The sequence below is a fragment of the Streptomyces sp. TSRI0107 genome (genome assembly GCF_001905845.1).
GTDB lineage: Bacteria > Actinomycetota > Actinomycetes > Streptomycetales > Streptomycetaceae > Streptomyces.
Map to the genome: position 1 here is coordinate 507,566 of NZ_LIVZ01000002.1, position 26,778 is coordinate 534,343.

Sequence of the window (26,778 nt, forward strand, 5' to 3'; positions counted from 1 at the left end):
AAGGAGTCAGTATGGCGAAGCGGCACGTGTACGCGGTGGTGGACCCCGCCAGCGGCAAGCTGGTCAGGGAGTACCCCACCGCGACGGACGAGGTCGTCGAGGCGGCGGTCGACGCGGCGGCGAACGCCTACGCGCACTGGTCGAGGCAGACCTCCGTGGCAGAGCGCGCCCAGCTGTTGCACACCGTCGCCACCCTGCACGGCGAGCGCAGCCGGCAGCTCGCCGAGATCATCCACCGCGAGATGGGCAAGCCGGTGGACGAGGCCGTCGCGGAGGTCGAGTTCAGCGCCGCGATCTACCGGTACTACGCCGAGAACGCGGAGAAGTTCCTCACCGACGACCCGATCGAGCTTCTGGACGGAGAGGGCACCGCTTTCATCCGTCGCCAGCCGGTCGGCGTGCTGCTGGGGATCATGCCCTGGAACTACCCGTACTACCAGGTGGCTCGGTTCGCCGCGCCCAACCTCGCGCTGGGCAACACCATCGTGCTCAAGCACGCGTCGCAGTGTCCGGAGTCGTCCGCGGCTCTCCAGCAGCTGTTCACGGACGCGGGCTATCCCCGGGGCTGCTACGTCAACGTCCACGCCACCAGCGAGCAGATCGCTCGCGTCATCGCGGACCCGAGGGTGCAGGGCGTCTCCTTCACCGGTTCGGAGCGGGCCGGCGCGGAGGTCGCCGAGAAGGCCGGACGCAGCCTCAAGAAGGTGGTGCTCGAACTGGGCGGCTCGGACCCCTTCATCGTGCTGTCGACCGACGACCTCGACGCCACGGTCGAGGCGGCGGTCGAGGCCCGCTTCGAGAACGCCGGGCAGGCGTGCAACGCCGGGAAGCGCTTCATCGTCGCCGAGGACATCTACGACGCCTTCCTCGACAAGTTCACCCAGAAGGTGCTCGCCCTGACCGACGGCCTGGCGCCGCTCTCCTCGGTCGCCGCCGCCGAGTACGTCGAGGAACAGGTCGAGCGAGCCGTCGACGACGGGGCGACCTTCGTCGCCGCACGGCAGCGCGAAGGGGCGTACTTCCCGCCCGGCGTGCTGACGGGCCTCTCGCCGACGTCGCCGGCGGCCGCCGAGGAGCTCTTCGGCCCCGTCGCGACCGTCTACCGGGTCGGATCCGAGGACGAGGCCGTCGAGCTGGCGAACGGAACCCCGTACGGGCTGGGCTCCTACGTGTTCACGACGGACGCCGAGCAGGCGCTGCGCGTCGCCGACCGGATCGAGGCAGGCATGGTCTTCATCAACGGCGTCGGCCTCGAAGGCGCGGAACTTCCCTTCGGTGGGGTCAAGCTGTCCGGTTTCGGCCGCGAGCTGGGGCGGGCCGGGATCGACGAGTTCGCCAACAAGAAGCTCATCCGCACCGCTCGGACGTGACCGCCCCAGAGCACGGAAGGAAACCTTTCATGACCATCGAATTCGACGCCGCCGTCTTCAGGACGCCGAACGAACCGCTGACCATCGAGCGAGTGACGATCCCCTCGACGCCTCCGCCCGGCGAGGTGCTCGTGCGGCTCCAGGCGAGCGGGGTGTGCCACAGCGACCTCCACGTCCTCCTGGGCGAATGGGAGGTTCCTACGCCGATGATCCTCGGCCATGAGGGAGCCGGGATCGTCGAGAGTGTCGGCGAGGGTGTCACGACGCTGAAGGAGGGCGATCACGTCGTGCTGTCGTGGACGCCCTCGTGTCGCCGCTGCCGCTATTGCATCAGCGGCCGGCCCGTCCTCTGTGACATGGTGAGCCAGCACTCGGCGAACCACCTGTCGTTCGACGGCCGGTCCCGGATCACGTCCGCCGGCGAGGGCGACGTGCTCAGCTTCGCGGGCCTCGGAACGTTCGGCCAGTACACCCTCGTGCCCGAATCGGGCGCGATCGCCATCCGGGACGACGCCCCGTTCCCGCAGTCGGCTCTGGTCGGATGCGCCGTGACGACCGGCGTCGGCGCGGCCGTCAACACCGCCAAGGTTCGGCCGAGCGACACCGTGCTGGTTCTCGGCTGCGGCGGCGTCGGCTTGAACGCGATCCAGGGTGCCCGGCTCGCCGGCGCGCGGAAGATCATCGCCACGGACATCTCCGACGAGAAGCTGGAGCAGGCGCGCGTCTTCGGTGCGACCGACCTGATCAACAACGGCCGCGAGGATCTCGCGGACCGGGTGCGACAGCTCACCGACGGACGCGGTGTGGAGATCGCCATCGAAGCCATCGGGCTGCCCCGCACCATCGAGTCGGCCTACGCGGCCCTGGCCCGCGGCGGCACGGCGGTGGTCGCCGGGCAGGTGGCGGACGGCATGCGGATATCCATCGATCCCTTCGTCATGTCCGATCAGGAGCTCTCGCTCATCGGCTCGAACTACGGCTCCAGTAAGCCGGCTTCCGACTTCCCGCTGCTGATCGACCACTACATGAACGACCGCATCGATCTCGACTCCCTGGTGACGAGCGTGATCGATCTGAAGGACGTCAACGAGGCGTTCGACCAGATGAAGCGCGGCATCGGCATCCGCTCGGTGATCACGTACTGAAAGGCAGGGGCGATCTCATGGCCCTGGAATCATCACGCTCGGCCTTCGAGCGGGCCCGCCGCAGCGTCGGCGGGGGTGTGGGGTCGGGCCTGCGCGCCGCGATGCCTCCCCATCCGCTCTTCGTGCGCGAGGCGCAAGGCGCGCACGTCTGGGACCTGGACGGCGACCGGTATATCGACTACGTGATGGCCTGGGGCCCCCTCGTCCTCGGTCACGGTGACCCCCGCGTGGTGTCCGCGGTGTCCGAGGTCGCGCAGAAGATGCAGGTCGTCGGCACGGGCCACCCGCTCGAGTACCTCGCGGCGGAAGCGGTCCTGGAGGCCGTGCCGCACGGCGAGCGACTGCTGTGGAGCAACACGGGGACAGAAGCGGTGCAGGTGGCGCTGCGCCTCGCGCGCGCCGCCACCGGCCGGCGCCGCGTCCTCAAGTTCGCCAAGAGCTACCACGGCTGGCACGACACCGTGTACGCCGGGATGTCCGAGGACGACTGTGATCGCCCCGCCACCCCCGGTGGGCCGGGGCAGTCGGCCAGCGTGCTGGACGACCTGGTCGTGGCGCGCTTCAACGACATACGTCTGGCCGAGCGTCTGCTGGGCGAGGCCGTCGAGCGCGACATCGCGGCCGTGCTCGTCGACCCGGTGATGAGCAACGCGGGCGTCGAAGCACCCTCACCGCAGTTCCTGTCGACGCTGCGGACCCTCTGCGACCGGCACGGCGTCGTCCTCGTGTTCGACGAGGTGATCGCCGGGTTCCGGATCGCACGGGGCGGGGCGGCCGAGAAGTACGGCGTGCTGCCCGACCTGTCGGTCTTCGGGAAGGCGATGGCCGGCGGCTTCACCCAGAGCGCCGTCGTCGGCCGGGCCGAGCTGGTCGACCAGGTGACGTCCGGCGTCGTCCACGCCGGAACCTTCAACGCCAACCCGATCGCACTGGCGGCCGTCGAGGCGACGATGCGCGTCCTGGCCGATCCCGCGGTCTACGAGCTGCTCGAAGAGACCTCGTCGGAGTTCGAAGCCCTCGTCGGCGGCGTCCTCGGCTCATTTCCCGACCTCGGCCGCTTCAACCGGGTCGGCTCGCTGCTCCAGTACGTCCCTGCCGGCGGGGCCACCGGGCTCCACGGAACCGGCGGGCTCTGGACCGTGATCCTCGAAGGGATGCTGCGGCAGGGCTTCCTGTTCATGCCGTCCGGCAAGGTCTTCCTCAGCACGGCGCACACCACCGCCGACATCGAGGCGACGGCCGAGGCCCTCGACCGGCTCGTGCGGAAGTTGTGACGTCCGCATCGAGCCACGCGTAACACCCACCCGCTCCGGGCCAGGCCGTGTGTCCCATTCCCCGCGGCCTGGCCCGGTCCACCTTCCCGGAAGACACCATGCTGAACCTCTCGGTCCTGCTCGAGGACTCCGCCCGCACGCACCCGGACCGGGACGCCGTCGTCCTCGGCCAGACGCGCCTCACCTACGCCCAGATCGACGCCGCCGCCAATCAGGTCGCCAATCTCCTGGTGGACCGCGGCATCTGGCCCGGCGACAAGGTCGCGCTCAGCTGTCCGAACGTGCCCTGGTTCCCGATCGTCTACTACGGGATCCTCAAGGCCGGCGCAGTCGTCGTACCGCTCAACATCCTGCTCAAGGGCCGGGAGATCGCCTACCACCTCGCCGACTCGGAGGCGAAGGCGTACTTCTGCTTCGAGGGCGGCGAGGGCCTGCCGATGGGTGCGGAGGGACACGCCGGGTTCACCGAGACCCCGGGCTGCGAGCACTTCTTCCTCATCACCGCCGATCCCGCGGCGCAAAGCCCGGTCGAGGGCGCCGAGACCATGGGCGCCGCGCTGCGGGGCACCCCGACGACGTTCGACAGCATCGGGACCACGGGTGACGACCCGGCTGTGCTCCTCTACACGAGTGGTACGACAGGACAGGCGAAGGGCGCCGAACTCAGCCACGCCAACCTGGTGCTCAACGCCCTCGCGTGCAACCGGCTGCTGGAGAACCGGCCGGCCCAGGACACCCATCTGGTCGTGCTGCCGCTGTTCCACTCCTTCGGCGCGACCGTGCAGATGAACGCCGGCTTCTCGACGGCGAGCACACTTGTGCTGCTGCCACGGTTCGACGCCCGGCAGGCGGTGTCCTTGATGCAGCAGCAGGACATCACCTTCTTCGCGGGCGTCCCCACCATGTGGTGGGGCCTGTTGCAGGCGCTCACCGACGACGTCGACGTCGAGAGGATCGCGAGGAACCTGCGCGTCGGCGTCTCCGGCGGCGCCTCGCTCCCCGCCGAGATCGTCAAGCAGGTCAGGGAGCGGCTGGGCGTCCAGGTCCTGGAGGGCTACGGCCTCTCCGAGACCTCGCCGGTGGTGACCTTCAGCGATCCGGCGCAAGAGCCTCGGCCCGGATCGATCGGCGTGCCGATCTGGGGCGTGCAGCTCAAGCTCGTCAACTCGGACTGGTCGGAGGTCGAGGACGACGGCACGGGCAGCGCCGTCGGCGAGATCGCGGTCAAGGGCCACAACGTGATGAAGGGTTACCACGGCCGCCCCGAGGCCACCGCCGAAGCAGTCAGGGACGGCTGGTTCCGCACCGGCGACCTGGCCCGCAGGGACAAGGACGGCTTCTACTACATCGTCGACCGGGCGAAGGACCTGATCATCCGCGGCGGTTTCAACGTGTACCCGCGCGAGATCGAGGAGGTCCTGATGACGCACCCGGCGGTCAGCCTGGCCGCGGTCGTCGGCGTGCCGCACGAGAGCCACGGCGAGGAGATCAAGGCGTTCGTCATCCTCGACCGCGGCGCCGACGCCTGCCCCGAAGAGCTGATCGCCTGGGGCAAGGAGCAGATGGCCGGCTACAAGTACCCGCGCATCGTGGAGATCGTGCAGACCCTGCCGATGACGTCCACCGGAAAGATCCTCAAGCGCGAACTCACGTGACCGGCGCGCCAAGCGCATGGACATGGGTGGGAAGGACGGCAGATGACAGTGGATGAAGGCCGGCGGCGGGAGACGTTCCCCGACGGGTCCGGTACGGGGACGGACGCGGTTCCCGGCTCGCTCGTGGCCGCCTGGAAGGCACGCGTGGCGAAGAACCCGGAGGGCACGGCGCTCCGCTTCTTCGACGGTGCTCTGTCCGCGCGGGAGGTGGACGCGGCGTCGGACGCCCTGGCCGCCGCGTTCGAGGCGCGCGGAACCAACCGGGGCGATCGCGTCGGGGTGTACCTGCAGAACGTTCCGCAGTACGCGCTGGTGCTGCTGGCTCTGTGGAAGCTGGGGGCGACGGCACTGGGGCTCAACCCGATGTACCGGCGCCAGGAGCTCCGCCGGATCATCGACGACTCCGGGGCGGTCGGGGTCGTCTGCGCGGACGCGGATGTCCACGAGACGCTGGGCACGCTGGCGGGGAGCACGGTGCGATGGCTGATCAGCACGTCGGCGCTGGACTACCAGTCGAGGAACGATCCGCGGGTCTTCGCGACGACGGAACGTCTGGCCCCCGCGCCGGACGGCGACCTGGTGGCGCTGATCGGCGAGTTCGAGGGCCGCAGCCCCTCGCCCGTGGAGCTGACCCGGGACGACGTCGCGTTTCTGACGTACACCTCGGGAACGACGGGGCCGCCGAAGGGTGCCATGAACACCCACGGCAACGTCCTGAGCGTGGTGGCGACCTGCTCGTCGTGGATGGGTGTGAGCGACGGGGACGTCGTGCTCGCCATGGCCCCGCTGTTCCACATCACCGGGGCGGTGGTCAACGCGACGATCTCCCTGCTCACCGACACCACGCTCGTGCTCGCGGGCCGGTTCCACCCCGAGGTCGCCCTGGAGGCCTTCGCCGAGCACGGGGTGACCTACACGATCGGCTCCATCACGGCGTACAACGCGATCTACGAGCTGCCGCAGGCCGGACCGGAGCATTTCGCGTCGGCGAAGGCCCTGTACTCCGGAGGTGCGCCGATCCCGCCGACCACCGTCGAACGGTTCCGGGAGCGGTTCGGCGTCTACCTCCACAACGGCTACGGGATGACCGAGACGACGTCCGCCGTCATCGCCGTGCCGCCGGGAGGCAAGGCCCCCGTCCACCTGCCGAGCGGAACGCTGTCCATAGGCAAGCCCCTGCCGCACCTCACGGCCCGCGTCGTCGACCTGCACGGCAATCCGGCCCCCGACGGGGAGCAGGGCGAGCTCGAACTGAGCGGGCCGCAGGTGGTGCCCGGGTACTGGGGAAACAGCGAGGCCACCCGCCAGACGATGCCGGAGGGCCGGCTTCGTACCGGTGACGTCGCCGTGATCGACGAGGAGGGCTGGGTCTACCTGGTGGACCGGCTCAAGGACCAGATCAACGTGTCCGGGTACAAGGTCTGGCCGCGCGAGGTCGAGGACGCCTTGTACGAGCACCCGTCGGTGCTGGAGGCCGCGGTCGTCGGGCAGCCGGACGCCTACCGCGGCGAGACCGTCGTCGCCTACGTCTCGCTCAAGGCGGGCCTGAACGCAACGGCCGAGGAACTGATCGCGTTCTCCCGCGAGCGGCTGGCTGCCTACAAGTGTCCCCGCACGATCCATTTCATCGCCGACCTGCCCAAGACCCAGAGCGGCAAGATCCGGCGCGCCGAGCTCCGCCACCTCGACGGCCCGGGCCCGGTTCCCCCCTCGAAGGACTGATCCATGAACGAGAACCACACCGGCCACGGCCGCTTCTCAGGCCGAGTTGCCGTCGTGACCGGAGCGAGCCGGGGCATCGGCCTCGCCGTCGCCGAACGGCTGGTCGCCGAAGGGGCGCGCGTGTGCATCACCGCGCGCAAGGCCGGACCCCTTGAAGAGGCCGCCGCCGCTCTCCCCGACGGCAGTGTCGTCACCGTCGCGGGCAAGGCGGACGACCCCGAGCACCGCCGCGAGGTCTTCGACACCGTCGCACGCGAGTTCGGCGGACTGGACGTCCTGGTGAACAACGCGGGCATCAACCCGGCGTACGGCCCCGTCGTCGGCCTGGACCTCGAGGTAGCCCGCAAGGTGCTGGAGGTCAACGTCCTCGCCACCCTCGCCTGGGTGCAGGACGCCGTGGCCCACCCGAAGCTCGGTTTCACCGAGCGCCGCGGCACCGTAGTGAACCTCTCCTCCGTCACCGGCGACACCCCGGCACCCGGCATCGGCCTGTACGGAGTGAGCAAGGCGGCGGTGTCCCACCTGACCAGGACCCTGGCCGTCGAGCTCGGCCCGGAGATCCGCGTCAACGCCGTGGCCCCCGCCGTGGTGAAAACCCGTTTCGCCGAAGCCCTGTACGAAGGCAGGGAAGCCGAGGTGGCCGCCGGCTACCCCCTGCGACGTCTGGGCGTGCCGTCCGACATCGCCTCCGCCGTGGCGTTCCTGGCCTCGGACGACTCCTCCTGGGTCACCGGCCGCGTGCTCACCGTCGACGGCGGCCTCACGGTCGCCGGCGGCACCGCGTAACGACCTCGCCCTTCCCACAAAGGACAGCCATGACTACCCCTCACCTTCCTCCGGACATCGCGGAGTTGCGTGAGCGCACGCGCCGGTTCATCCGCGAGGTCGTCGTCGACGCCGAGCCCGTACCGGGCGGACGTCTCGACCAGGCCACCCGTGACCGGCTGCAGGCCGCGGCGAAGGAGGCCGGCGTCTTCGCGCCGCTCGTGCCGAAGCAGTACGGCGGGCAGGGCCTGCCCATCGAGCACTGGTCGCCGATCCTCCAGGAGGCCGGCTACTCGCCGATCGGCCCCAGCGTTCTCAACTGCATGGCCCCCGACGAGGGGAACATGCACATGCTCAACCTCATCGCCACCGAGGAGCAGAAGAAGCTGTATCTCGCGCCTCTGGCGGCGGGGGACGTCCGGTCCTGCTTCGGCATGACCGAGCCCCACCCCGGAGCGGGATCCGACCCGGCCGCGCTGCGGACCACGGCCGTGCGCGCCGACGGCGGCTGGATCATCGACGGCCACAAGCGGTTCACCAGCGGCGCCGTCGGCGCCGCGTTCTGCATCGTCATGGCGCGGACCCCGGCCGTCGGCGGCGCCCCGGAGGGGGCCACCATGTTCCTGGTCGACATGGACAACCCCGGGATCCGGGTCGGCGAGCCGATCCACACCGTCGACCGCGCCATCGACGGCGGCCACCCCCACCTGTACGTCGAGGACTGCTTCGTCCCCGACGAGGCCGTGCTCGGCGAGGTCGGGCTCGGCTTCCGCTACGCCCAGGTGCGGCTCGGCCCCGCACGCCTCACCCACTGCATGCGGTGGCTGGGACTGGCACGGCGGTCGCTCGACATCGCCCTCGACCGGGCCGGGCGGCGTGAGTTGTTCGGCGGTCCGCTCGACTCGCTCGGCCTGGCCCAGCACCTGATCGCCGAGTCGGTGATCGACATCGAGACGTCCGACGCGATCATCACCAGGACCGCGGCCCTGCTCCACACCGACCCCAAGGCGGGCTCGGCGATGTCCTCGGTCGCGAAGGTGCACTGCTCGGAGGCGATCCACCGGGTGATCGACCGCGCCATCCAGATCTGCGGCGGCGACGGCGTCTCCGACGGACTCCCCCTGGCCCAGTACCTGAACGAGGTCCGCCCGTTCCGCATCTACGACGGCTCCAACGAGACCCACCGGTGGGCCATCGCCCGCCGGGCCTCAGCCGGCCGGCACGCCGCCGTCCAGGCCGGTGAGCGATACCTGGGCGACGCCGTCGTCGGCCGGGACGGGGCCGCGTGATGCACACCGCCCCCGACGGAGTCGAGGTCGTCACGAGCCGGGAGAAGGCCCGCCACCTCGACAGCCCTCCGCTCCTGGTCCTCGACGCGGTCACCGGCTTCCTCGACACCCACGGCATCGGCAGCGGCCCGCTCGCATGGCAGCGCATCGGCGACGGCCACTCCAACATCACCTACCTGATCGAGCGCGGCAGCGAGTCCGTCGTCCTGCGCCGCGGCCCGCGCCCGCCCCTGCCCAAGTCGACGCACGACATGGTGCGCGAGGCCCGCATCCAGAAGATCCTCGGCGACCACGGGGTACCCGTACCGGAGATCATCGCCGTCTGCGAGGACGAAGCCCTCCTCGGTGTGCCGTTCTACCTCATGAACCGGCTCGACGGGACGGTCGTCACCGACACGATCCCGCCCCACCTCTCCCCCTCCGAACAGCGCCGGGCCACCAGCGAAGCGGTCGTCGACACCCTCGTCGCCCTGCACGGCATCGACGTGACCGGAGACGAACTCGCCTCCCTGGGCCACCCCGAGGGGTATCTGCGGCGCCAGGTCGAGCGGTTCCGCGGCCTGTGGGAGGTCAACACCACCCGCAACCTGCCCGCGGTGGAGCACATCGCGGACTGGCTCGCCCGCAACCAGCCGACGAGCCAGGCCGCCTCGGTGGTGCACGGCGACTACCGCATGGGCAACCTCATGTTCGCTCCACAGGCACCCGCCCGGATCCTCGCGATCCTCGACTGGGAGATGGCCACACTCGGCGACCCGCTCGCGGACCTGGGATACCTCACCGCCACCTACTCCGAGGCAGGCCGCCCCACCACCCCGCTCGAGCTCACCCGGGTGACCCGGTCGCCCGGCTACCTCACCCAGCGCGAGCTGGCAGAGCGCTACCAGTCCCGCACGGGCCTCGATCTGACCCCGCTGCCCTGGTACCAGACCCTCGCCCTGTGGAAGGCAGCGATCTTCTGCGAGGCCATCTACACCCGCTGGCAGCGCGGGGAGCGTCCCGGCGACACGTCCTTCGGGCCGTCGCTCGAAACGGGTGTCCCCCGACTGCTGGAGCGGGCCGGGCAATACGCGGGCCTGACGGCGACCACTCGCCGCTGACACCCGACGCGTCCCGGTACGGGGCTCTTCACCGGCCTCTCCGCGGCCACGCCGTGGAGGCCGCGCCACCGTCGGGCCCCCGCGGGCGCAGGCACGCGCTTCCGACCGGTACGGAGCGCGGCCGCCCCGCTCCCTCGCTCGTCCTCAACGGCTGCGACCGTCCTCGCGACCCCTCGCGCCGTGTCCGTCCCGTTTTCTTCAGAGAGAGGTCCCGTGCCCTCCGCTTCCTCCCGGCATTTTCCCCGTGACACACGGGTGCTGGTCACAGTCAACGCGCTGCCGCTCGCCGTCGGTGTGCTGCTCTCCTGCTCCACGGCCCTCGGAGAGATCTCCGTGTACGGACGTCTCACTCTCGGCATGGCGTGGGCGCTCACGCAGCTCGTCGTCCTCGTCGGCGGGACGTGGTGGCATGAGAACCGGGCCGCGTCCTCCCGCGAACCGGCGTCGGTGACGACCGCTGCCTCTCGTCCGGCCGGGGGCGAGTGGTGACGGTTTCCCTCCTGAGCTTCAGCTCGCCCGACCTCATCGGCTCCGCCGCGAGGAGCTCGGTCATCACCGCCTTCCTCGTCTTCATCGGCCTATGCCTGCTGTGGGTCTTCACCCTCGCCACTCAGGACGACGACCCGGAACGCCTCTACGTCGCCGGCCGGTCCCTCCCGCCCGGCTTCAACGGCGTCGCGATGGCGGGAGAACAGATCACGGTCGTCATCCTGGTCTCGCTGCCGGGAGCGATCGCCCTCTTCGGCTACGACGGAGTCTCGACCGCCGTCGACAGCGCCCTCGCCCTCGGCGTCTTCCTGCTCCTCGCCTCCAGGATTCGCGCGAGCCGCCGCTACACCCTCGGCGAGTTGTTCTCCCTGCGTGCTGAGGGACCGGGAACGCGGATCGCCGGTGCGGTGGTGACGCTGTGCATCGCCGTACCCCTGCTCATGGTTCAGCTGCGGGCCGGCGGCATCACCGCCGCTCTTCTGATCGGCAAGCCGACCGAGACGGCGCAGGTGGTGTGCACGGTGCTGATGGGATTCCTCATCACGTGCTTCGCGGGAGTGGCCGATCTGCGCGGCACCAGTTTCGTGCAGGTCGCCAAGGTGCCCGTAGCCCTGGCGACGCTCGCCGCAGTGACCCTGCTGGCGCTCCGCATGTTCGACTGGAGCCCTGAATCCCTGCTGTCGGCCGCCATGGACAAGAGCATGTCGCCGGATGACTACCTCAGCCCCGGACTGTGGGCGCACACCGCCGACCTCGGTCCGCTCGGCACGATCAGCGACCACATCGTCGTCATCCTCGGCACCGCGATGATGCCCCACCTGCTCCTGCGCGTCAGCGCCAGCCGGGACGTGCCCGCCGCTCGGCGCTCACTGAGCGTCGCCGTAGGGCTGACCGGCCTCTTCTACCTGCTCCTGATCACGACCGGCTTCGCCGCGGCCGCGGTGGTGGGCGGCGGACAGATCGGGGCGGTCGACGCGAAGGGACAGGGAGCCCCGATCCTGCTGGCATCGGAGGTCCTCCCCCACCTCTCCACCGGCCGGGTCGTGCTCATCACCCTCGTGGCCTGCGTCGCCTTCCTCGCCGTCCTCACAGCCGTGGCGAGCGTGACCTTCGCCGCCGCCGTCTCCGTGACCCGCGACCTGCTCGGGCAGAAGGTCCGGGTCAGAAACGCCATCGGAGAGCCGGCGGTCGTGCGGCTCTCCGTCGTCGCGCTCTGCGCGGTGAGCCTTCTCCTCACCACCGCCGTGCACCGCTACCCCATCGAATTCCTCCTCGCCTTCTCGCTGAGCCTCGCGGCCTCCTGCGTGTTCCCCGCGCTCGTCTACACCTTCTTCTGGACCGGCTTCGACCGCCGAGGGCTGCTGTGGCTCGTCTACGGAGGGCTGTCCTTCTGCACACTCCTGACCCTTGCCTCCCCCGTTGTGTCCGGTACGAGGTACGCGCTGTTGCCGGAGCAGGACTTCAACCTGTTCCCGTTCCACACCCCCGGGCTGGTCTCCGTCCCGGCAGCCTTCCTCCTCGGATGGCTCGGCAGCGCGCGTCCGTGGGAGCCGAGCGTACGAAACCGGCGCACGGCGCTGGGGGAGGCAGGGGATCAGGGACACGCCCTGGCTCCTGGCCGTGGTACCCCCCGGGCGGGCATGGCCCCCGACCGGGACGGCTTCACCGGATAGATCGCGGCTGCCGGCAACCGTATGCGAGCGGCGGTGCGACCGGCCTGTGCATCGTGCACCTGGCCCGGGCAGGACAGGTGCACGCCGTCGTTCTCACCGGCGGGCGTGGCTGGCCAGAGTAACGCCACCCGCCACAGGAACAGCGAGGAAGTTCACGTTGAGGGAGAGAATTCGCATGACAGCACAGAAGCAACCCCAGACCCTGTCGTCGGTGGCGACTGACACGCCGACGGACGAGATTCTCGAGCTCCTGACCCGCGACGGCGGCGTCATCGTCAGGAACTTCCTGTCGAAGGAGCAGATGAACCGCTTCAACGCCGAGATCGAGCCGCCGATGCAGGCGCTGCGCCCAGGCTCGACCCACGAGAACGAGATGGTGGCCGCATTCCACGGCAGCAACACCAAGCGACTCACGAACCTGGTCACGCACAGCGCCACGTTCCGCAACGAGATCCTCGAGCACTCCCTGGTCCACGAGATCTGCGACCAAATCTTCCTCCCGGAGTCGGGCACGTACTGGATGACCACCGCGCAGGTGATCGAAATCGGCCCCCACAGCCAGGGGCAGATGCTGCACCGGGACCTGGAGAACTGGTTCCCGTTCATCGGGATGGGGCCCGACGGCCCGGAAGTCACGCTCAACTTCCTGATCGCCCTGACCGACTTCACGGAGGAGAACGGCGCCACCCGGGTCATCCCCGGGAGCAACCACTGGAGCGACTTCGAGGACCGCGGGACTCCTGAGCAGACGATTCCCGCGATCATGAACGCCGGAGACGCCCTTCTGTTCAGCGGCAAGACCGCGCACGGTGGTGGCGCGAACCAGACCAGCGACGAGTACCGGCGGGCTGTGGCCTTCGCCCTCAATCCGGGCTTCCTCACCGGAGAGGAGGCGTACCCCTTCCTGGTCGACATGGAGATCGCCAGGACGCTCTCGCCGCGTGTCCAGCGCCTGCTCGGGTTCCGCTCCCAGTACCCGACGGGCTCTCCCGGCCTGTGGCAGGTCGACTACGCCGACCTGGGCGACTACCTCAAGCTCTGAGAGCCGGGGTCACGGGATTTCCCGCAGCGGTCCGAGGAGCGCACGCCAAGGCTTTCCCATACATTCGCACTATGGGAACCGAAGTCGATGCGTTCCTTGGTCAGCTGGCCCGCCACCTCAGGCCACAGGTGGAGAAGCTGGCCGGCCTGCTGCTCCAGCGCCTGAACGGCGAACTCCCCGAGCTGTGGGAGGACGCGGACATCGCGGCTCTGACCCTGGAGGAGACAACCCAGCACGTCACCGCCCTTCTGGATCTCCTGGAGACCCACCCTGACGCGAGCACGTCGAAGGCTCCTCCAGCCGCGTTGGAGATAGGTCGCCTCTACGCCCGGCGAGGGATCCCGGTGAGCAGACTTCTGCGTGGCTACCGGCTCGGCCACCTCAGCCTGCTCGAAATGGTCCAGGCCGAGGCTCCCCGCCTCACCGGCGACTGGCACATGATCCACCTGGCCACGATGAGGCTGGTCACGATCGGCTTCGACTACGTGGACCGCTCCTCGGAAGAGGTCGTCGCCGCCTACCAGGAGGAGCGCGACCATCTGCTGCAGCGTGGGCTCGCCCTCACCAACAGGGCGAGCAAGCGGATCGGGACCACGCTCGACGTCACCCGCACCGCGGAGGAGTTGACGGAGGTCTGCACCGAGGACTTCGCCGACCTCGTCACCGTCGACCTCTTCGACTCTGCTCTCGACGAGACGGGCACGGGTTCACCAGAGGCTCTGACCCAGCGCCGAGTCGCCCAGCGCTCCGTCCTCGACGGCTGTCCGGAGTCCGTTCTCCGCATCGGTGAGGCCCACTCCTACCCCGATGACTCGGAACCGGTTCGCGCGCTGGCCACCGGACGATCCGTCCTGCGTCACATCGCGGGGACCGAGATGCCCACTTGGATGGCACCGTCCGAGTCCCACGGCCGAGTGCTGCGCGCGCTGGGCCTCCACTCGGTTCTCCTCGTGCCCTTGCACGCCCGAGGGGACACCCTGGGCCTGGTGCAGTTCGTGCGCCACCGCACCTCGGTCCCCTTCGGTGACGACGATCTCCTGCTGGCGCAGGAGATCGTCTCCAGGGCGGCGGTGTCCATCGACAACGCCCGCCGGTACACCCACGAGCGTTCCACCGCGCTCGCCCTCCAACGGAACCTGCTGCCGCGACACACGGTGCAGCAGTCGGCCGTCGAAACGGCCTCTCGTTACCTGCCCGCCGGGTCCCGCGCGGGTGTGGGCGGTGACTGGTACGACGTGATTCCACTGTCCGGGGCCCGCGTCGCGCTCGTCGTCGGCGACGTGGTCGGTCGTGGCCTGCACGCCGCCGCCACCATGGGCCGGCTCCGCACAGCCGTCCGCGCCTTCGCCGACATCGATCTCATGCCCGACGAACTCCTCACACATCTGGACGACGTGGTCATCCGGATGCAGCGCGAGGAGTCGCGAGACGAGGGGGAGACCAGCGCCACCTGCCTGTACGCGATCTACGACCCCGTCTCCCGCCTGTGCTCCCTCGCCAGTGCCGGCCATGTCGCGCCGACCGTGGTGACCCTCTCGACCACCGGCGAGGCCGCCCGGACCTCCGGCGTGGTCGGGTTGCCCGAGGTGCCGGTCGGCCCACCCCTCGGCCTGGGCGGACTCCCTTTCGAGACGACCGAGTTCGAACTGCGGGAGGGCAGCCTGCTGGTCCTGCACACCGACGGGCTGATCGCCGACCGCACGCGTGACGTGGACCTCGCACTCACCACGCTGCACGATGTCCTCACCTCGGCGCCGGAGTCGCTGGAGGAGACCTGCGACCAGCTGCTGGCCGCACTGCTGCCCAGCCGCCCTGCCGATGACGTCGCTCTGCTGGTGGCCCGGACCCGAGCCCTCGACCCCGGCCATGTTGCGGCAATCAACCTCCCGTCCGATCCAGCAGCCGTGTCCGGGGCCCGCCGCTTCGCGTCCGACGCACTGGCGGCCTGGGGGCTGGAGGAGATGTCCTTCACCACGGAGCTGGTCGTCAGCGAACTGGTGACGAACGCGATCCGCTATGGCAAGACCCCCATCCAGCTGCGGCTGGTCCTCCAGTCGACGCTCACCTGCGAGGTCTCCGACGCCAGCAGCACCGCCCCGCATCTGCGCCGCGCCCGGATCTTCGACGAAGGCGGCCGCGGCCTGCTCCTGGTGGCCCAGCTCACCGAACGCTGGGGCACACGACACAACCGGGAGGGGAAAGTCATCTGGGCGGAGCAGGCTCTTCCAGCGGGCAGCGGGTCCGACCACCGAACGCACGAGACACCGCTCGTGCCCGAGGGCAGGGCGAGTTCGACCGGGTCGTCCGGCCGGCCGGCGGCGGAACCCTCGACCGAGCCGACTGGGTCGGTCGACTAAGTCGATATAGTGGGCGTATGGCTCATGTTCCCGCGGCGGAGCGCCGCCCCCAGTTGATCAAGGCGGCCATCGACCTCATGACCCGGGAGGGCGTCGCCGCGGGGAGCACCCGCGCGATCGCCGCGGAGCTCGGTGTCGCGCAGGCCACCGTCCACTACACCTTCGGCACGAAGGAGGACCTCTACCGCGCGGTCATGGACCAGATCACCGACGAGCTGGTCACGCAGGTGCAGCGGGCGGCGCCGCGGGACGCGGGCTTCGAGGAGACCTTCAGCGCCTTGGCGGGGGCCTTGTGGGGCACCGTGCGCGAGCCGGCGTCGCACCACCAGCTGCTCAGCGAGCTGACCATGTTCGCCCTGCGTGTGCCCGGTCTGAGCGAGGCCCGGCAGAGCCACTACCAGCGGGTCGTCGAGGTGACCGCACAGGTGATCACCGACACCGCGGACAGGACGGGGCAGAAACTGGCCCAGTCCCCCGAAACAGTCGCCCGGTTCTTCCTCTCCGGCTTCGACGGACTCACCATGCAAGTCCAACTGTCCCTGCCGGACGAGGCAACCGAACAGACCGGCCTCAGGGCACTCGTGGCCGCGACCGTAGCGCTGGCCGAAGGCAGCCTCGCCCTCCCGGACGTGCCGACGACCTGACACGACGTGCACACGTTCGTGGGCGCACCTTTCCGGGTGCGCCCACGAACGTCTCTGCCTACTTCCGAGGATCAGCCGGCCCAGACGTCCTCGACGTAGCGTCCGGACTCGACCAGCTCCGCGAGCCATGCCACGGCCTGCTCATCGCTCGCACCGGTCCGTTCGCGGTAGATGGCCATGAACGCTTCCCGTACGGCAGGAGCCATACGGCGGCCGTCGCCGCAGATGTAGACGCGTCCGCCGGCCTCCAGGACCGACCACACCTCCTCGCTCTCGCGGGCGATGCGCTCCTGGACGAAGCGGGCACCGTTCTCGGGCGCGTGCATGAAGGTGGGGCGCATGCTGACGGCGCCGGCCGCCTCGGCCGCCTCGAACTCCTCCCGGTGCAGGAAGTCCACGTCGGGATGGTCGCAGCCGAAGTAGCAGAGCAGGGTGCCGGTCGAGCCGGTGTGGTGGCGATCGAGGACCGCGCCGCGGAAGGGCGCGAGGCCGGTGCCCGCGCTCACCAGGATCACCGGTACGGAGGTGTCCTCGGGGAGGCGGAAGGACTCGCTGCACGGCAGGACCCGGGCCTGGATCACGTCACCCGCGCTCACCGTCTGCAGGAAGTGCGAGGCGATGCCCCGGAAGGTGCCCTCTCCCGACCGGTGGGGCGCGGCGAGCAGCGACACCATCAGGTCGGCCTCGCCGGGCCGGGCCGCGGCGGACGACGAGATCGAGTAGTGCCGGGGACGCAGCACCGGCAGCAGCTCCAGGAAACGTTCGAAGGGAAGTTCGCACGCGCGGTAGCGCTCCAGGAGGTCCAGGACGCTGAGCCCCGCGACGGTCACCTGCTCCCGGAAGGTCTCGGGCTCGGCGGTGGCGAAGGCGGTGAGCGGCTGCTTCTCGGGCGGGCAGGCGGTGTGCTCGGCGAGCACGGCGACCTGCTCCTGGGTGGCCGGGTCCTGGAGCTCGACGAAGTCGGTGAGCAGGCGGCGCAGGGTCAGCGGCCGGTCGACGGGCAGGGCGCCCCGGCTGCGGCGGCGGGCGCGCAGCCGGACGGTGCGGTCCAGGTCGAGGCCGAAGCGGTCGGCGACACGCTGGACGAGGGCCTCGGGGTTGCGGGGCAGGACGGCCAGGTGGTCGGCGGTGCGGTAGGTGACGCCCTCGGGCAGACGGAGCCGCAGGAACCGCTTGGAGCGCCCCAGTTCGTGGTCGGTGTCGACGAGTTCGTACGCTTCGAGGACCTCCATCGGCTGGACGCCGTGGCGTTCGGCGAGGCCGCCGAGGACCGACTCCGGGGTGTCCTCCAGCTCGTACAGCCCTTCCCCTTCCGCCTCCGGTGCGGGGTCCGCCGCCTCGCCGGCGATCGCTTCGCCGTACTCGTCCAGAAGGACCGTCCACAGGTCTTCCGTCCACTGGTCGACCGCTCCGGCGAAGTCGCCGGCGGCGTCGGCGCTGCCGCGCTCCAGAAGCGGGGTGGCGCCGGCGGCGCTCAGACGCTCGTGGATCAGAGTGGGGATCCGCTGGTAGGTGGCTGCCCAGTTGCGGTCGCCGACACCGAGGACGGCGTACCGCAGCCCGGCGAGCGAGCCGGGGGCGAGGCTGTCCAGGGAGGCGACGAACTCGGCGGCGTCGTCGGTGGGGCGACCGTTGTAGGAAGCGGCGACGATGACGACGGGGCCCTCGGTGCCGGCCAGCCTTTCCGTGTACTGGTTCAGGGAGGCGACGGACGGGGTGAAGCCGTGCTCCTCGCCGTCCGCACCGAGGTCGCGGGCGATGCCGGCGCAGGTGCCGAGGTTGGAGCCGTGCAGCAGGGTCAGCGCGGTGCCGCTCGCCCGACGCGTCACGGCCGCGGTCCGGCCCGCGACGGGATCCGCCGCCGTCACGGCGGGCAGGCGCCGTTCGTCGCTGGTGCGGCGGGCGAGCCGGAGGCTGAACCCGTCGGGCTTGATGGTCAGCGTCGACTTGATCTTCAGCTGGTAGTCGGTGTGGTCGATCAGGCGGTAACGGTGCACCAGCAGCCCGAGCAGGAGGGTGGCCTCGTGCAGCGCGAACTGGCGGCCGATGCAGGCCCGCTCGCCGTTGCCGAACGGCTTGAAGGCGTGGACCGAGCGGGCCGCCTCCCGCTCGGGAGTGAAGCGCTCGGGATCGAACAGCTCGACGTTCTCCCCCCAGGCCGCGTCGCGGTGAAGGGCCGAGGTGATCACCATCAGCGACTCACCCTTGCGCACGGGGTACTTCCCGCCGACGACGGTGTCCTCGATCGGCTCGACGGCGTACGCGGGAGCGGTCGGCCACAGCCGCAGGCTCTCGTTGAGCACCTGGCGGATGTAGGTGAGCTTGCCGATGTCACCGTACTGGGGGTCCGGGGAGTCGGTGTCACCCCACAGGGCGTCCACCTCGGCCTGGGCCCGGGCGAGCACCTCCGGGTGCTTGGTCAGGTAGTAGAGGGCGAAGGAGAGCGCACTGCTGGTGGTCTCATGGCCGGCGATCAGGAAGGTGATCACCTGGTGCCGGATGTTGACGTCGTCCAGCGGCTCGCCCGTGACGGGGTCCTTGGTGTGCAGCATCAGCCCCATCAGGTCGTCCGTGCTGGTGTCGCCGGAGGCGCGGCGCTCCCTGATCACGTCGTCGACGAGGTTCGTCATCAGGTCGACGTCCTTGCGGAACTGGTCGACCCTCTTCCTCTTGAACAGCTCGGAGCCCGGGATGGACTCGCCCTTCTCCTGGGCGAAGACGAGGGCCCGGGCCATCGCGTCGACGAACGGATGCAGGTCGTTGCGGCGGAAGGACTGGAAGTCGTAGCCGAAGCCGCACAGGCCGATCGTGTCGAAGGTCAGCCGGGTCATCTCGTCGGGCACGTCCACCGACTGCACCCCGGCCAGCCGGTCCCACTTGCCGATCAGCGAGCGGGCGACCTTGAGCATGGGGGCGTGGTAGCTGCGCATGGCGCCGAGTGAGAACGCGGGCATCAGGATGTCGTGGGCCTTGCGCCAGTTCGGTTCATGGTTGTAGGCGGTGAACAGACCGTCCCCGGCCAGAGCCCGAACCTCGACCAGGTCGGCGTGGACGTGCTTGCGGAAGCGGGTCTCGTCCGACAGTTCGGTCACGAGGTCCAGGCCGCCGATCATGACGGTGTCCCTCCCGAAGACCCGGAGCCGGTACACGGGCCCGAATTCCCTGAACTCCTTCAGCAGGTAGGCCAGGAAGTCCGCGCCTGCGGGAAGGTTGAGCGCGTGGCCTACGAGGGGCAGCGGGGGGCGCTCGGGGATCGCCCGCGCCGTGCCTACGGACACCTGAGTCATGAGCGTGCCTTTCGTTGCACTCCAGCAGTCACCAACTAACGTACACGCGACTTTGTCAGGTGAACATGTCGGCTGACTGTATTAAGCGACACAGTCGGTGGATGGAACTTGGTGCACCCTTCGAACGTCCCGACCGAAGCGGCTTGACAGGCGAACAGGTCACTCGACACGGTTGAGCGACATGGTCAGTCGACCATGTCGTGCGCATGAGCTGTATGCGCGCTTCTCACCGAGCACATCGAGGTTTCCGCATGAACACCATGCTGGCCGGGCGGCTTCGCCTGGACACCCGCACCTTCGCCGTCGAAGAGGTCCCGATCCCGGTTCCCGGCCCGGGTGAGGTCCTCGTCGAAGTGCGGGCCGCCGGCGTCTGCCTGTCCGACATCCATCTGATCGACGGCAGCCTGAGCCCCTTCTACCCCGTGGACGCCGTCAAGGACTCCGGTGCCATCACCCCTGGCCACGAGGTGGCCGGCATCGTCCACACCGTCGGCCCCGACGTGAAGGGCGACTGGACCCCCGGTCGGCGGGTCGTACTCCAGGCCGGGCAGGCGTGCGGCGACTGCGGCGACTGCCTGCGCCACATGCTCTGCCGCCGGCCCGTGACCCGAGGAGTGGACTACGACGGGGGCTGGGCGCAGTACGCCCTCGCCCGGGAGGACACCCTGCTCCCCATTCCGGACCACCTGCCGTTCGACCAGGCGGCGATCATCCCCGACGCCGTCTCCACCCCGTACGCCGCGATCGTGGACACCGGCGCGGTCCGCCCCGCGCAGGCCGTCGGCATCTGGGGAGCCGGAGGCCTCGGCGCCCACGGCATCCGGCTCGCCCGCCTGGTCGGCGCCGCCCCCGTCATCGCTGTCGACCCGCTGCCCTCCGCCCGCGAGCGCGCCCTCCTTTTCGGTGCCGACCACGCGCTGGACCCCATGGCCGGAGACTTCGCCGAGGCGGTACGCGAGGCCACGGCGGGCCGGGGCATCGACGTGGCCTTCGACTTCGCCGGCGTCGGAGCGGCCCGCGCCCAGGCCGCCTCCGCCCTCGGCCCGAACGGCGTCCTGGTGCTCGCCGGCCTCACCCCGGAGCCGGTCACCGTCGCCGACAGCATCGACTTCTGCTTCAACGTCCGGCAGATCCGCGGACACTACGGCTCCGAGCCGGAGCACGTGGAACAGCTCGTCGGACTGGCCGCCGCCGGACGGATCGACCTCGGCCCCTCCGTCAGCGCCCACGTCCCGCTGGCGGAAGCCGCGGACGCCGTCGCCCGGCTGGAGAAGAAGATCGGGGACCCGATCCGCCTCGTGCTCACCCCCTGAACACGAGGGGCGGTGGCCGGCTCACGCCGCACGACGCGGACGATCCGGCCACCGCCCCCACACCGCCGAGGCCGACAGCGCCCGGTCAGGCCCACCGGCCACGATCACCGTGTTGAAGACGAACGCGATCGTCGCGTCGGCCGCTACCGTCCGGCGCGTCTCCCTCGACATCACCGTGACGTCCGTCGTACGGAACGTCGTCATGACCGACAGGACGAAGTACACGTAGTCGGCCCGGGCCGCCGTCTCATCACCCGGGAAGTCCAGCGCTCCCGACGGGCCTGCTCCCGGGTCCGTTCCGGCGGCGCGGCCGAGAAGGCACGCCCGTCAGCCGACCGCGGCACCGTAGGAAAACCTACTCTCCCGGCCGACGAGCAGGCGGGCGAGGCCGTCGCCTACCGCGACCACCGGTGGGCGGCCGACGAGGTTGTAGCCGGAGGCCATGGAGAGGTGGTAGGCGCCGGCGACGGGTACGGCGAGCAGGTCGCCGGGGCGCAGGTCGGCGGGGAGCTCCGCGTCGGCGGCGAGGAGATCACCCGCCTCGCAGTGCCGGCCCACCACGGTCACCCGGGCCGGGGCCGCGGTGCTGTGGCGGCCGATCAGGCGCGGGGCGTACCGGACTCCGTACAGGGCCGGGCGGGGGTTGTCGCTCATACCGCCGTCGACAGCCACGAAGACGCGGTCGCCGGTGTGCTTCACGGCGAGGACGCGGTAGAGGGCGATGCCGGCGGGGCCCGCGATCGCCCGGCCCGGCTCGATGATCAGGCGGGGTACGGGGAGGTCGGCCGTCGCACAGGCTTCGGCCAGTTCCGTGCGGACCTTGCGGGCCAGCGCCATGAGGTCCAGAGCCCGCTCACCGGGCCGGCAGGCGATGCCGTGGCCGCCGCCGAGGTCCAGTTCCGGCAGGACCAGGCCGTGCTGGTCGCGCAGGCGCGACATGAGGCCGACCATGCGACGCACTGCGACGAGGTACGGCTTGACGCTGGTGATCTGGGAGCCGAGGTGGCAGTGGAGGCCGGTGAGTTCGAGCTGCGGCTGGCCGAGTATGCGGGCGATGGCGTGCTGGGCGTACCCGTCGGCGATGGACAGGCCGAACTTCTGGTCGTCGGTACCGGTGCGGATCTTCTCGTGACCGCCCGCGCTGATGCCGGGGATCACCCGGACCATCACCTTCTGGTGACCGTCCGGGCCGATGGCGGCGGCCGGCCGCGCGATCTCCGAGGGGCTGTCGATGACGATGCGGCCGACGCCCAGGCGCAGGGCGGTGTCCAGGTCGCGCGGGGACTTGGCGTTGCCGTGCAGCACGATCCGATCCGGCGGGAACCCGGTGGTGACGGCGAGTTCGAGTTCGCCTGCGGGAGCAGACGTCGAGGCCGAGGCCCTCCTCGGCCGTCCAGTGGGCCATGGCCCGGCACAGGAACGCCTTGGCCGCGTAAAGGACTTCGGCGTCGGGGAAGGCGTGCCGGTACGTGCGGCAGCGTTCGCGGACCTCGGCCTCGTCGAGGACGTAGACGGGGGTGCCGAAGCAGTCGGCGACCTCGGCGAGGGGGGCGCCGCCCACCGCGAGCTCACCGCGCGGGGAGGAAGTGGCGGAGGCCGGCCACACGGACAGCTCCCCGGAAGTCGTGGTGGGTTCGTGGACAGTGGTCATCGTGGCTTCCCCTTTCAGGCGGTCCGCAGCGCGGAGGCGGGCGCCGGGGCGAGGGCCGTGGACGGAGTGGGGGCCGCGACCGGCGTGGGGGCCGCGACCGGCGTGGGGGCCAGGGCGGTGAACAGCGGGTCGACGGTGACCGTGGTGACTCCCAGCGGGGCGGTCAGGGCGCGCAGGGCGGGTGCCGAGAGACGGATCGACGGATGGCCGCTGCCGAGGGTGACGTTCAGCCGGTGCCCGGACGTGAAGCCGACGGCGGTGCGCTCGCCGAGCGGGGTGCGGAAGAGCCGTATCGCACACCCGGAGGGACCCGGTCGGACCGGCACGTACAGGGGCCCGGCCGGGAACCGACAGGAGGGCTCGGGGTCGTCGTCGGAGAGGAGTGCTGCCATGAGGTGTCTCCTGCAAGGTACGCGCGGTGCGCGGAGAGCAGAGTCTGGGAGACCCCGGCGCGCGGGGAGGCGGTCCGGGGCCCGTCACCGACGTTATGCCCGGTGCCACACCGTCCGGCCCGGCCCTGACGGGATGCTGACGCCGGTGCCGACGACTTTGACGGGTCACTGACGTGACTGGTGGGAGGGCAGCAGAACCGGCATTCGGGCCCCGGTGTGTCACCCGCCGCCACGGGGTGGGCGGGCTCACCGAGCAGTCACACCGCTTGCCCCGCGCGTCCTGCGAGGGGTGGCCGCAGGGCGGGCCCCGCCGGTGCGGCCGTCACTGCTGCCGTGGCCGGAAGCGCCGGCTGATCCTGCCGCTCGGGGGCCATGGGGACGCTGAGCACCATGGTGAGCCCGCCGCCGGGCGTGTCCTCCGCGTGCACCGTGCCACGGACGGCCTCGGTGAAGCCGCGCGCGACCGCGAGGCCGAGACCGACGCCCACGCCGCGGGGTGAGTCGCCGTAGCGCTGGAACGGTTCGAATATGCGTTCCTTGGCCTCGTCCGGCACTCCCGGGCCGCGGTCGACGACCCGCACCTCCACCCGGTCGGCGAGGGCACTGGCGGCGACCAGGACCTTCTCCCCCGGCGGGCTGTGCTTGACGGCGTTCTCGACGACGTTGGCGACGGCCCGCTCCAGGAGTCCCCGGTCGACCTGGACCATGGGCAGTGTCTCGGGAATGTCCAGCTCGACGCTGCCCTCGGGAACCCCGCCGAGCGCCATGGGAACGACCTCGTCGAGGTCGGTCTCACGGAGCACGGGCGTGACGGTGCCGGTCTGCAGTCGGGACATGTCGAGCAGGTTGCCGACCAGCTGGTCGAGTCGGTCGGCACCCTCCTCGATGGCCTCCAGCAGCTCCGCCTCGTCCTCCTCGGACCACTCGACGTCGTCGGACCGCAACGACGACACGGCGGCCTTGATCCCGGCGAGCGGGGTACGCAGGTCGTGGCTGACGGCGGCGAGCAGCGCGGTCCGGATCCGGTTGCCCTCGGCCAGTTCCTCCGCCCGGTCCGCCTCGCCCTTGAGTCGTTGACGGTCCAGGACGACGGCGGCCTGTGCGGCGAACGCGGCCAGGACCCGCCGGTCGGCGGCGGGCAGCACCCTGCCGCGCAGGGACAGGGCCATGTGGTCACCGACGGGGACGTCGACGTCCGCGTCGTCCGGTGTTCCGGCGGGCCGGGGTCCGACGCTGCCGGCGCAGGTCCAGGGCGTCGTCTCGCCGGTCCGCTCCAGCAACGCCACCGACTCCATGCCGAAGGTCTCGCGGACTCGTTCGAGCAGTTCCTCCAGCCCGGTCTCGCCGCGCAGCACGTTCCCCGCGAGGAAGGAGAGGATCTCCGACTCGGCCCGCAGCCGGGCGGCCTGCTGGGTGCGGCGGGCCGCGAGGTCCACCACCGAGGCCACCGCCACGGCCACGCCGACGAAGACGGCGATGGCGACGATGTTCTGCGGGTCGGCGATGGTCAGCGTGTGGACGGGCGGGGTGAAGAACCAGTTCAGCAGCAACGATCCGACCACGGCGGAGGCCAGCGCCGGCAGGAGTCCGCCCAGCAGGGCCGCCGCCACCGTCAGGGACAGGAACAGCAGCATGTCATTGGCGAGGCCGACGTCGGGTACGGCACTGTTCAGGAGCCAGGCGAGCAGGAGGGGGCCGACCACGCCGGCCAGCCAGCCGCTGATCACCCGGGTGCGACCGAGGCGAGCTCCGCGCGCCACGGGCAGGCCGCGGCCCCTGCCGGCCTCGGCGTGCGTGATGAGGTGGACGTCGAGGTCGGGTCCGGACTCGCGGGCCACCGTGGCGCCGACGCCCGGCCCGAAGACGTACTGCCAGCTCCTGCGCCGTGAGACGCCGAGGACGATCTGGGTGGCGTTCACGCCGCGGGCGAAGTCGAGCAGGGCGGCGGGGATGTCGTCGCCGATGACGTGGTGGAAGGTGCCGCCCAGATCCTCAACCAGCGTGCGCTGGAGAGCCAGCTCCTTCGGGGAGGCAGCCGTGAGGCCGTCGCTGCGGGAGATGTAGACGGCCATGACTTCACCTCCGGCTCCCTTCTCGGCCAGGCGTGCGGCGCGCCGGATCAGGGTGCCCCCTTCCGGACCGCCGGTGAGGCCGACCACGATCCGCTCCCGCGAACCCCAGATGGCGGAGACCCGGTGCTCGCTGCGGTACTCGGTCAGGTAGGCGTCGACCCGGTCGGCCACCCACAGCAGCGCCAGTTCGCGCAGCGCGGTGAGGTTGCCCGGCCGGAAGTAGTTGGACAGGGCCGCGTCGACCTTGTCCGGCTTGTAGATGTTGCCGTGTGCCATGCGGCGGCGCAGCGCCTGCGGGGACATGTCGACCAGTTCGATCTGGTCGGCACGCCGTACGACCTCGTCGGGGACGGTCTCGCGCTGGCGTACCCCGGTGATGGACTCGACGACGTCGCCGAGGGACTCCAGGTGCTGGATGTTGACGGTCGATATGACGTCGATGCCGGCGGCGAGGAGTTCCTCGACGTCCTGCCAGCGTTTGGTGTTGCGGGAGCCCGGCACGTTGGTGTGGGCGAGCTCGTCGACCAGTGCCACCGTCGGGGCGCGGCGCAGGACGGCGTCCACATCCATCTCGGTGAAGGTGCCGCCCCGGTACTCCAGCTCCCTGCGCGGGACCTGTTCGAGGCCGTGGAGCATCACCTCGGTGCGTGGCCGGTGGTGGTGTTCCACGTAGGCGACCACGCAGTCGGTGCCCCGCTCGATGCGGCGGTGCGCCTCCGACAGCATCGCGTACGTCTTGCCGACGCCGGGTGCCGCGCCGAGGTAGATCCGGAGCTTGCCGCGTGCCATGTCGTTCCTCGGTCAGCCTTCGAACCGGTAGCCCATGCCGGGCTCGGTGATCAGATAGCGGGGGTGGGAGGGGTCCTTCTCCAGCTTGCGCCGCAGCTGGGCCATGTAGACCCGCAGGTAGTTGGTCTTGCTGCGCTGCGAGACGCCCCAGACCTCGTTCAGCAGGTGCTTCTGTGTGATCAGCCGGCCCGGACTCGTCACGAGGATCTCCAGAAGGTGCCACTCGGTGGGCGTCAGCCGCACGTCCCTCCCGTCGCGCACCGCCTTCTTGGCCAGCAGGTCGAGGGTGAAGTCGTCGGTCTCGACGAGCGTCGCCGCGGGACCGGCGGGGGTGGTCTCGGTGCGGCGCTCGGCGGCCCGGAGCCGGGCCAGCAGTTCGCTCATGCTGAACGGCTTGGTGACGTAGTCGTCGGCACCGGCGTCCAGCGCGGCCACCTTCTCGTCCGACCCCTGGCGGGCGGACAGGACCAGGATCGGCACGCGGCTCCAGCCCCGCAGGCCTTCGATGACATCGACACCGTCCATGTCGGGCAGACCGAGGTCGAGCAGCACCACGTCGGGCTGCCGTGCGGCGGCGAGCCGCAGGGCCGTGGCCCCATCGGGAGCCGCGTCGACGCCATAGTGACGTGCCTGCAAGTTCAGGACGAGGGCCCGCACCAGCTGCGGGTCGTCCTCGACCACGAGCACCCGGGTCATGGGCGTCTGCCTCTCCTGTCGTACGTCGTGCCGTGCACACCCGGAAGCGGGGG

The 26,778-nt window shown here is 70.5% G+C and carries 18 protein-coding genes and 2 pseudogenes; 14 read left to right on the forward strand and 6 right to left on the reverse strand.

From position 1 onward, the window contains the following. Nucleotides 1-11: 11 nt before the first annotated feature. The 13 genes from AMK31_RS06220 to AMK31_RS06280 all read left to right on the forward strand — a co-directional run bounded on the left by AMK31_RS06220 (nucleotide 12) and on the right by AMK31_RS06280 (nucleotide 16,525). Nucleotides 12-1,370 (forward strand): NAD-dependent succinate-semialdehyde dehydrogenase, encoded by a 1,359-nt coding sequence (locus AMK31_RS06220; protein ID WP_073939359.1) that lies wholly within the window; start codon nucleotides 12-14, stop codon nucleotides 1,368-1,370. 29 nt (nucleotides 1,371-1,399) lie between these two features. After that, nucleotides 1,400-2,515, forward strand: coding sequence for a Zn-dependent alcohol dehydrogenase (locus AMK31_RS06225; protein ID WP_073939360.1), 1,116 nt, complete (start codon nucleotides 1,400-1,402; stop codon nucleotides 2,513-2,515). A 17-nt stretch (nucleotides 2,516-2,532) separates the two neighbouring features. Further along, the gene (locus AMK31_RS06230; protein WP_073939361.1) at nucleotides 2,533-3,789 is read left to right on the forward strand and encodes an aspartate aminotransferase family protein; all 1,257 of its coding nucleotides are present in this window, start codon (nucleotides 2,533-2,535) and stop codon (nucleotides 3,787-3,789) included. 98 nt (nucleotides 3,790-3,887) lie between these two features. Beyond that, nucleotides 3,888-5,444, forward strand: coding sequence for a long-chain-fatty-acid--CoA ligase (locus AMK31_RS06235; protein ID WP_073939362.1), 1,557 nt, complete (start codon nucleotides 3,888-3,890; stop codon nucleotides 5,442-5,444). 42 nt (nucleotides 5,445-5,486) lie between these two features. Further along, nucleotides 5,487-7,166 (forward strand): class I adenylate-forming enzyme family protein, encoded by a 1,680-nt coding sequence (locus tag AMK31_RS06240; RefSeq protein WP_073939363.1) that lies wholly within the window; start codon nucleotides 5,487-5,489, stop codon nucleotides 7,164-7,166. Nucleotides 7,167-7,169: 3 nt separating this feature from the next. Next, complete coding sequence (locus AMK31_RS06245) at nucleotides 7,170-7,952, forward strand: SDR family oxidoreductase (RefSeq protein ID WP_073939364.1); 783 nt, start codon at nucleotides 7,170-7,172, stop codon at nucleotides 7,950-7,952. 29 nt (nucleotides 7,953-7,981) lie between these two features. Then, entirely contained in the window at nucleotides 7,982-9,220 is a 1,239-nt protein-coding gene (locus tag AMK31_RS06250) for an acyl-CoA dehydrogenase family protein (protein WP_073939365.1), read from the forward strand. Beyond that, on the forward strand, nucleotides 9,220-10,320 hold the full coding sequence (locus AMK31_RS06255) for a phosphotransferase family protein (RefSeq protein WP_073939366.1): 1,101 nt from the start codon (nucleotides 9,220-9,222) through the stop codon (nucleotides 10,318-10,320). The genes AMK31_RS06250 and AMK31_RS06255 overlap by 1 nt, the downstream gene beginning before the upstream one ends. Before the next feature lie 255 nt (nucleotides 10,321-10,575). Continuing rightward, on the forward strand, nucleotides 10,576-10,809 hold the full coding sequence (locus AMK31_RS06260; RefSeq protein WP_073939367.1) for a hypothetical protein: 234 nt from the start codon (nucleotides 10,576-10,578) through the stop codon (nucleotides 10,807-10,809). Beyond that, nucleotides 10,806-12,482 (forward strand): sodium:solute symporter family transporter, encoded by a 1,677-nt coding sequence (locus tag AMK31_RS06265; protein ID WP_107468544.1) that lies wholly within the window; start codon nucleotides 10,806-10,808, stop codon nucleotides 12,480-12,482. The genes AMK31_RS06260 and AMK31_RS06265 overlap by 4 nt, the downstream gene beginning before the upstream one ends. 175 nt (nucleotides 12,483-12,657) lie before the next feature. Continuing rightward, the gene (locus AMK31_RS06270; RefSeq protein WP_073939368.1) at nucleotides 12,658-13,524 is read left to right on the forward strand and encodes a phytanoyl-CoA dioxygenase family protein; all 867 of its coding nucleotides are present in this window, start codon (nucleotides 12,658-12,660) and stop codon (nucleotides 13,522-13,524) included. A gap of 71 nt (nucleotides 13,525-13,595) precedes the next feature. After that, a complete protein-coding gene (locus AMK31_RS06275) occupies nucleotides 13,596-15,881 on the forward strand; it encodes an ATP-binding SpoIIE family protein phosphatase (RefSeq protein ID WP_079186717.1) in 2,286 nt (761 codons plus the stop codon). A gap of 17 nt (nucleotides 15,882-15,898) precedes the next feature. Next, on the forward strand, nucleotides 15,899-16,525 hold the full coding sequence (locus tag AMK31_RS06280; protein WP_073939369.1) for a TetR/AcrR family transcriptional regulator: 627 nt from the start codon (nucleotides 15,899-15,901) through the stop codon (nucleotides 16,523-16,525). 71 nt (nucleotides 16,526-16,596) lie between these two features. Here the strand turns inward: AMK31_RS06280 and AMK31_RS06285 are convergent, their stop codons facing one another. After that, nucleotides 16,597-19,812 (reverse strand): bifunctional cytochrome P450/NADPH--P450 reductase, encoded by a 3,216-nt coding sequence (locus tag AMK31_RS06285; protein WP_073939370.1) that lies wholly within the window; start codon nucleotides 19,810-19,812, stop codon nucleotides 16,597-16,599. 251 nt (nucleotides 19,813-20,063) lie between these two features. Between AMK31_RS06285 and AMK31_RS06290 the strand changes: the two genes are divergently transcribed. Then, nucleotides 20,064-21,125 (forward strand): zinc-binding dehydrogenase, encoded by a 1,062-nt coding sequence (locus AMK31_RS06290; protein ID WP_073939371.1) that lies wholly within the window; start codon nucleotides 20,064-20,066, stop codon nucleotides 21,123-21,125. Between the two features lie 21 nt (nucleotides 21,126-21,146). Here AMK31_RS06290 and AMK31_RS06295 read toward each other — a convergent pair. The 5 genes and pseudogenes from AMK31_RS06295 to AMK31_RS06315 all read right to left on the reverse strand — a co-directional run. Further along, nucleotides 21,147-21,395 (reverse strand): annotated as a pseudogene (locus tag AMK31_RS06295) (DUF1345 domain-containing protein); the annotation flags it as partial. A 57-nt stretch (nucleotides 21,396-21,452) separates the two neighbouring features. Continuing rightward, nucleotides 21,453-22,776, reverse strand: a pseudogene (gene lysA / locus AMK31_RS06300) (diaminopimelate decarboxylase). A 14-nt stretch (nucleotides 22,777-22,790) separates the two neighbouring features. Further along, complete coding sequence (locus AMK31_RS06305; protein WP_073939372.1) at nucleotides 22,791-23,168, reverse strand: SAV_915 family protein; 378 nt, start codon at nucleotides 23,166-23,168, stop codon at nucleotides 22,791-22,793. 257 nt (nucleotides 23,169-23,425) lie between these two features. Further along, nucleotides 23,426-26,029 carry a sensor histidine kinase gene (locus AMK31_RS06310; RefSeq protein ID WP_073939373.1) on the reverse strand — a complete coding sequence of 868 codons (2,604 nt, stop codon included), beginning with the start codon at nucleotides 26,027-26,029 and terminating at the stop codon, nucleotides 23,426-23,428. Nucleotides 26,030-26,041: 12 nt separating this feature from the next. Beyond that, nucleotides 26,042-26,725 carry a response regulator gene (locus AMK31_RS06315; RefSeq protein ID WP_073939374.1) on the reverse strand — a complete coding sequence of 228 codons (684 nt, stop codon included), beginning with the start codon at nucleotides 26,723-26,725 and terminating at the stop codon, nucleotides 26,042-26,044. Nucleotides 26,726-26,778: the final 53 nt, after the last annotated feature.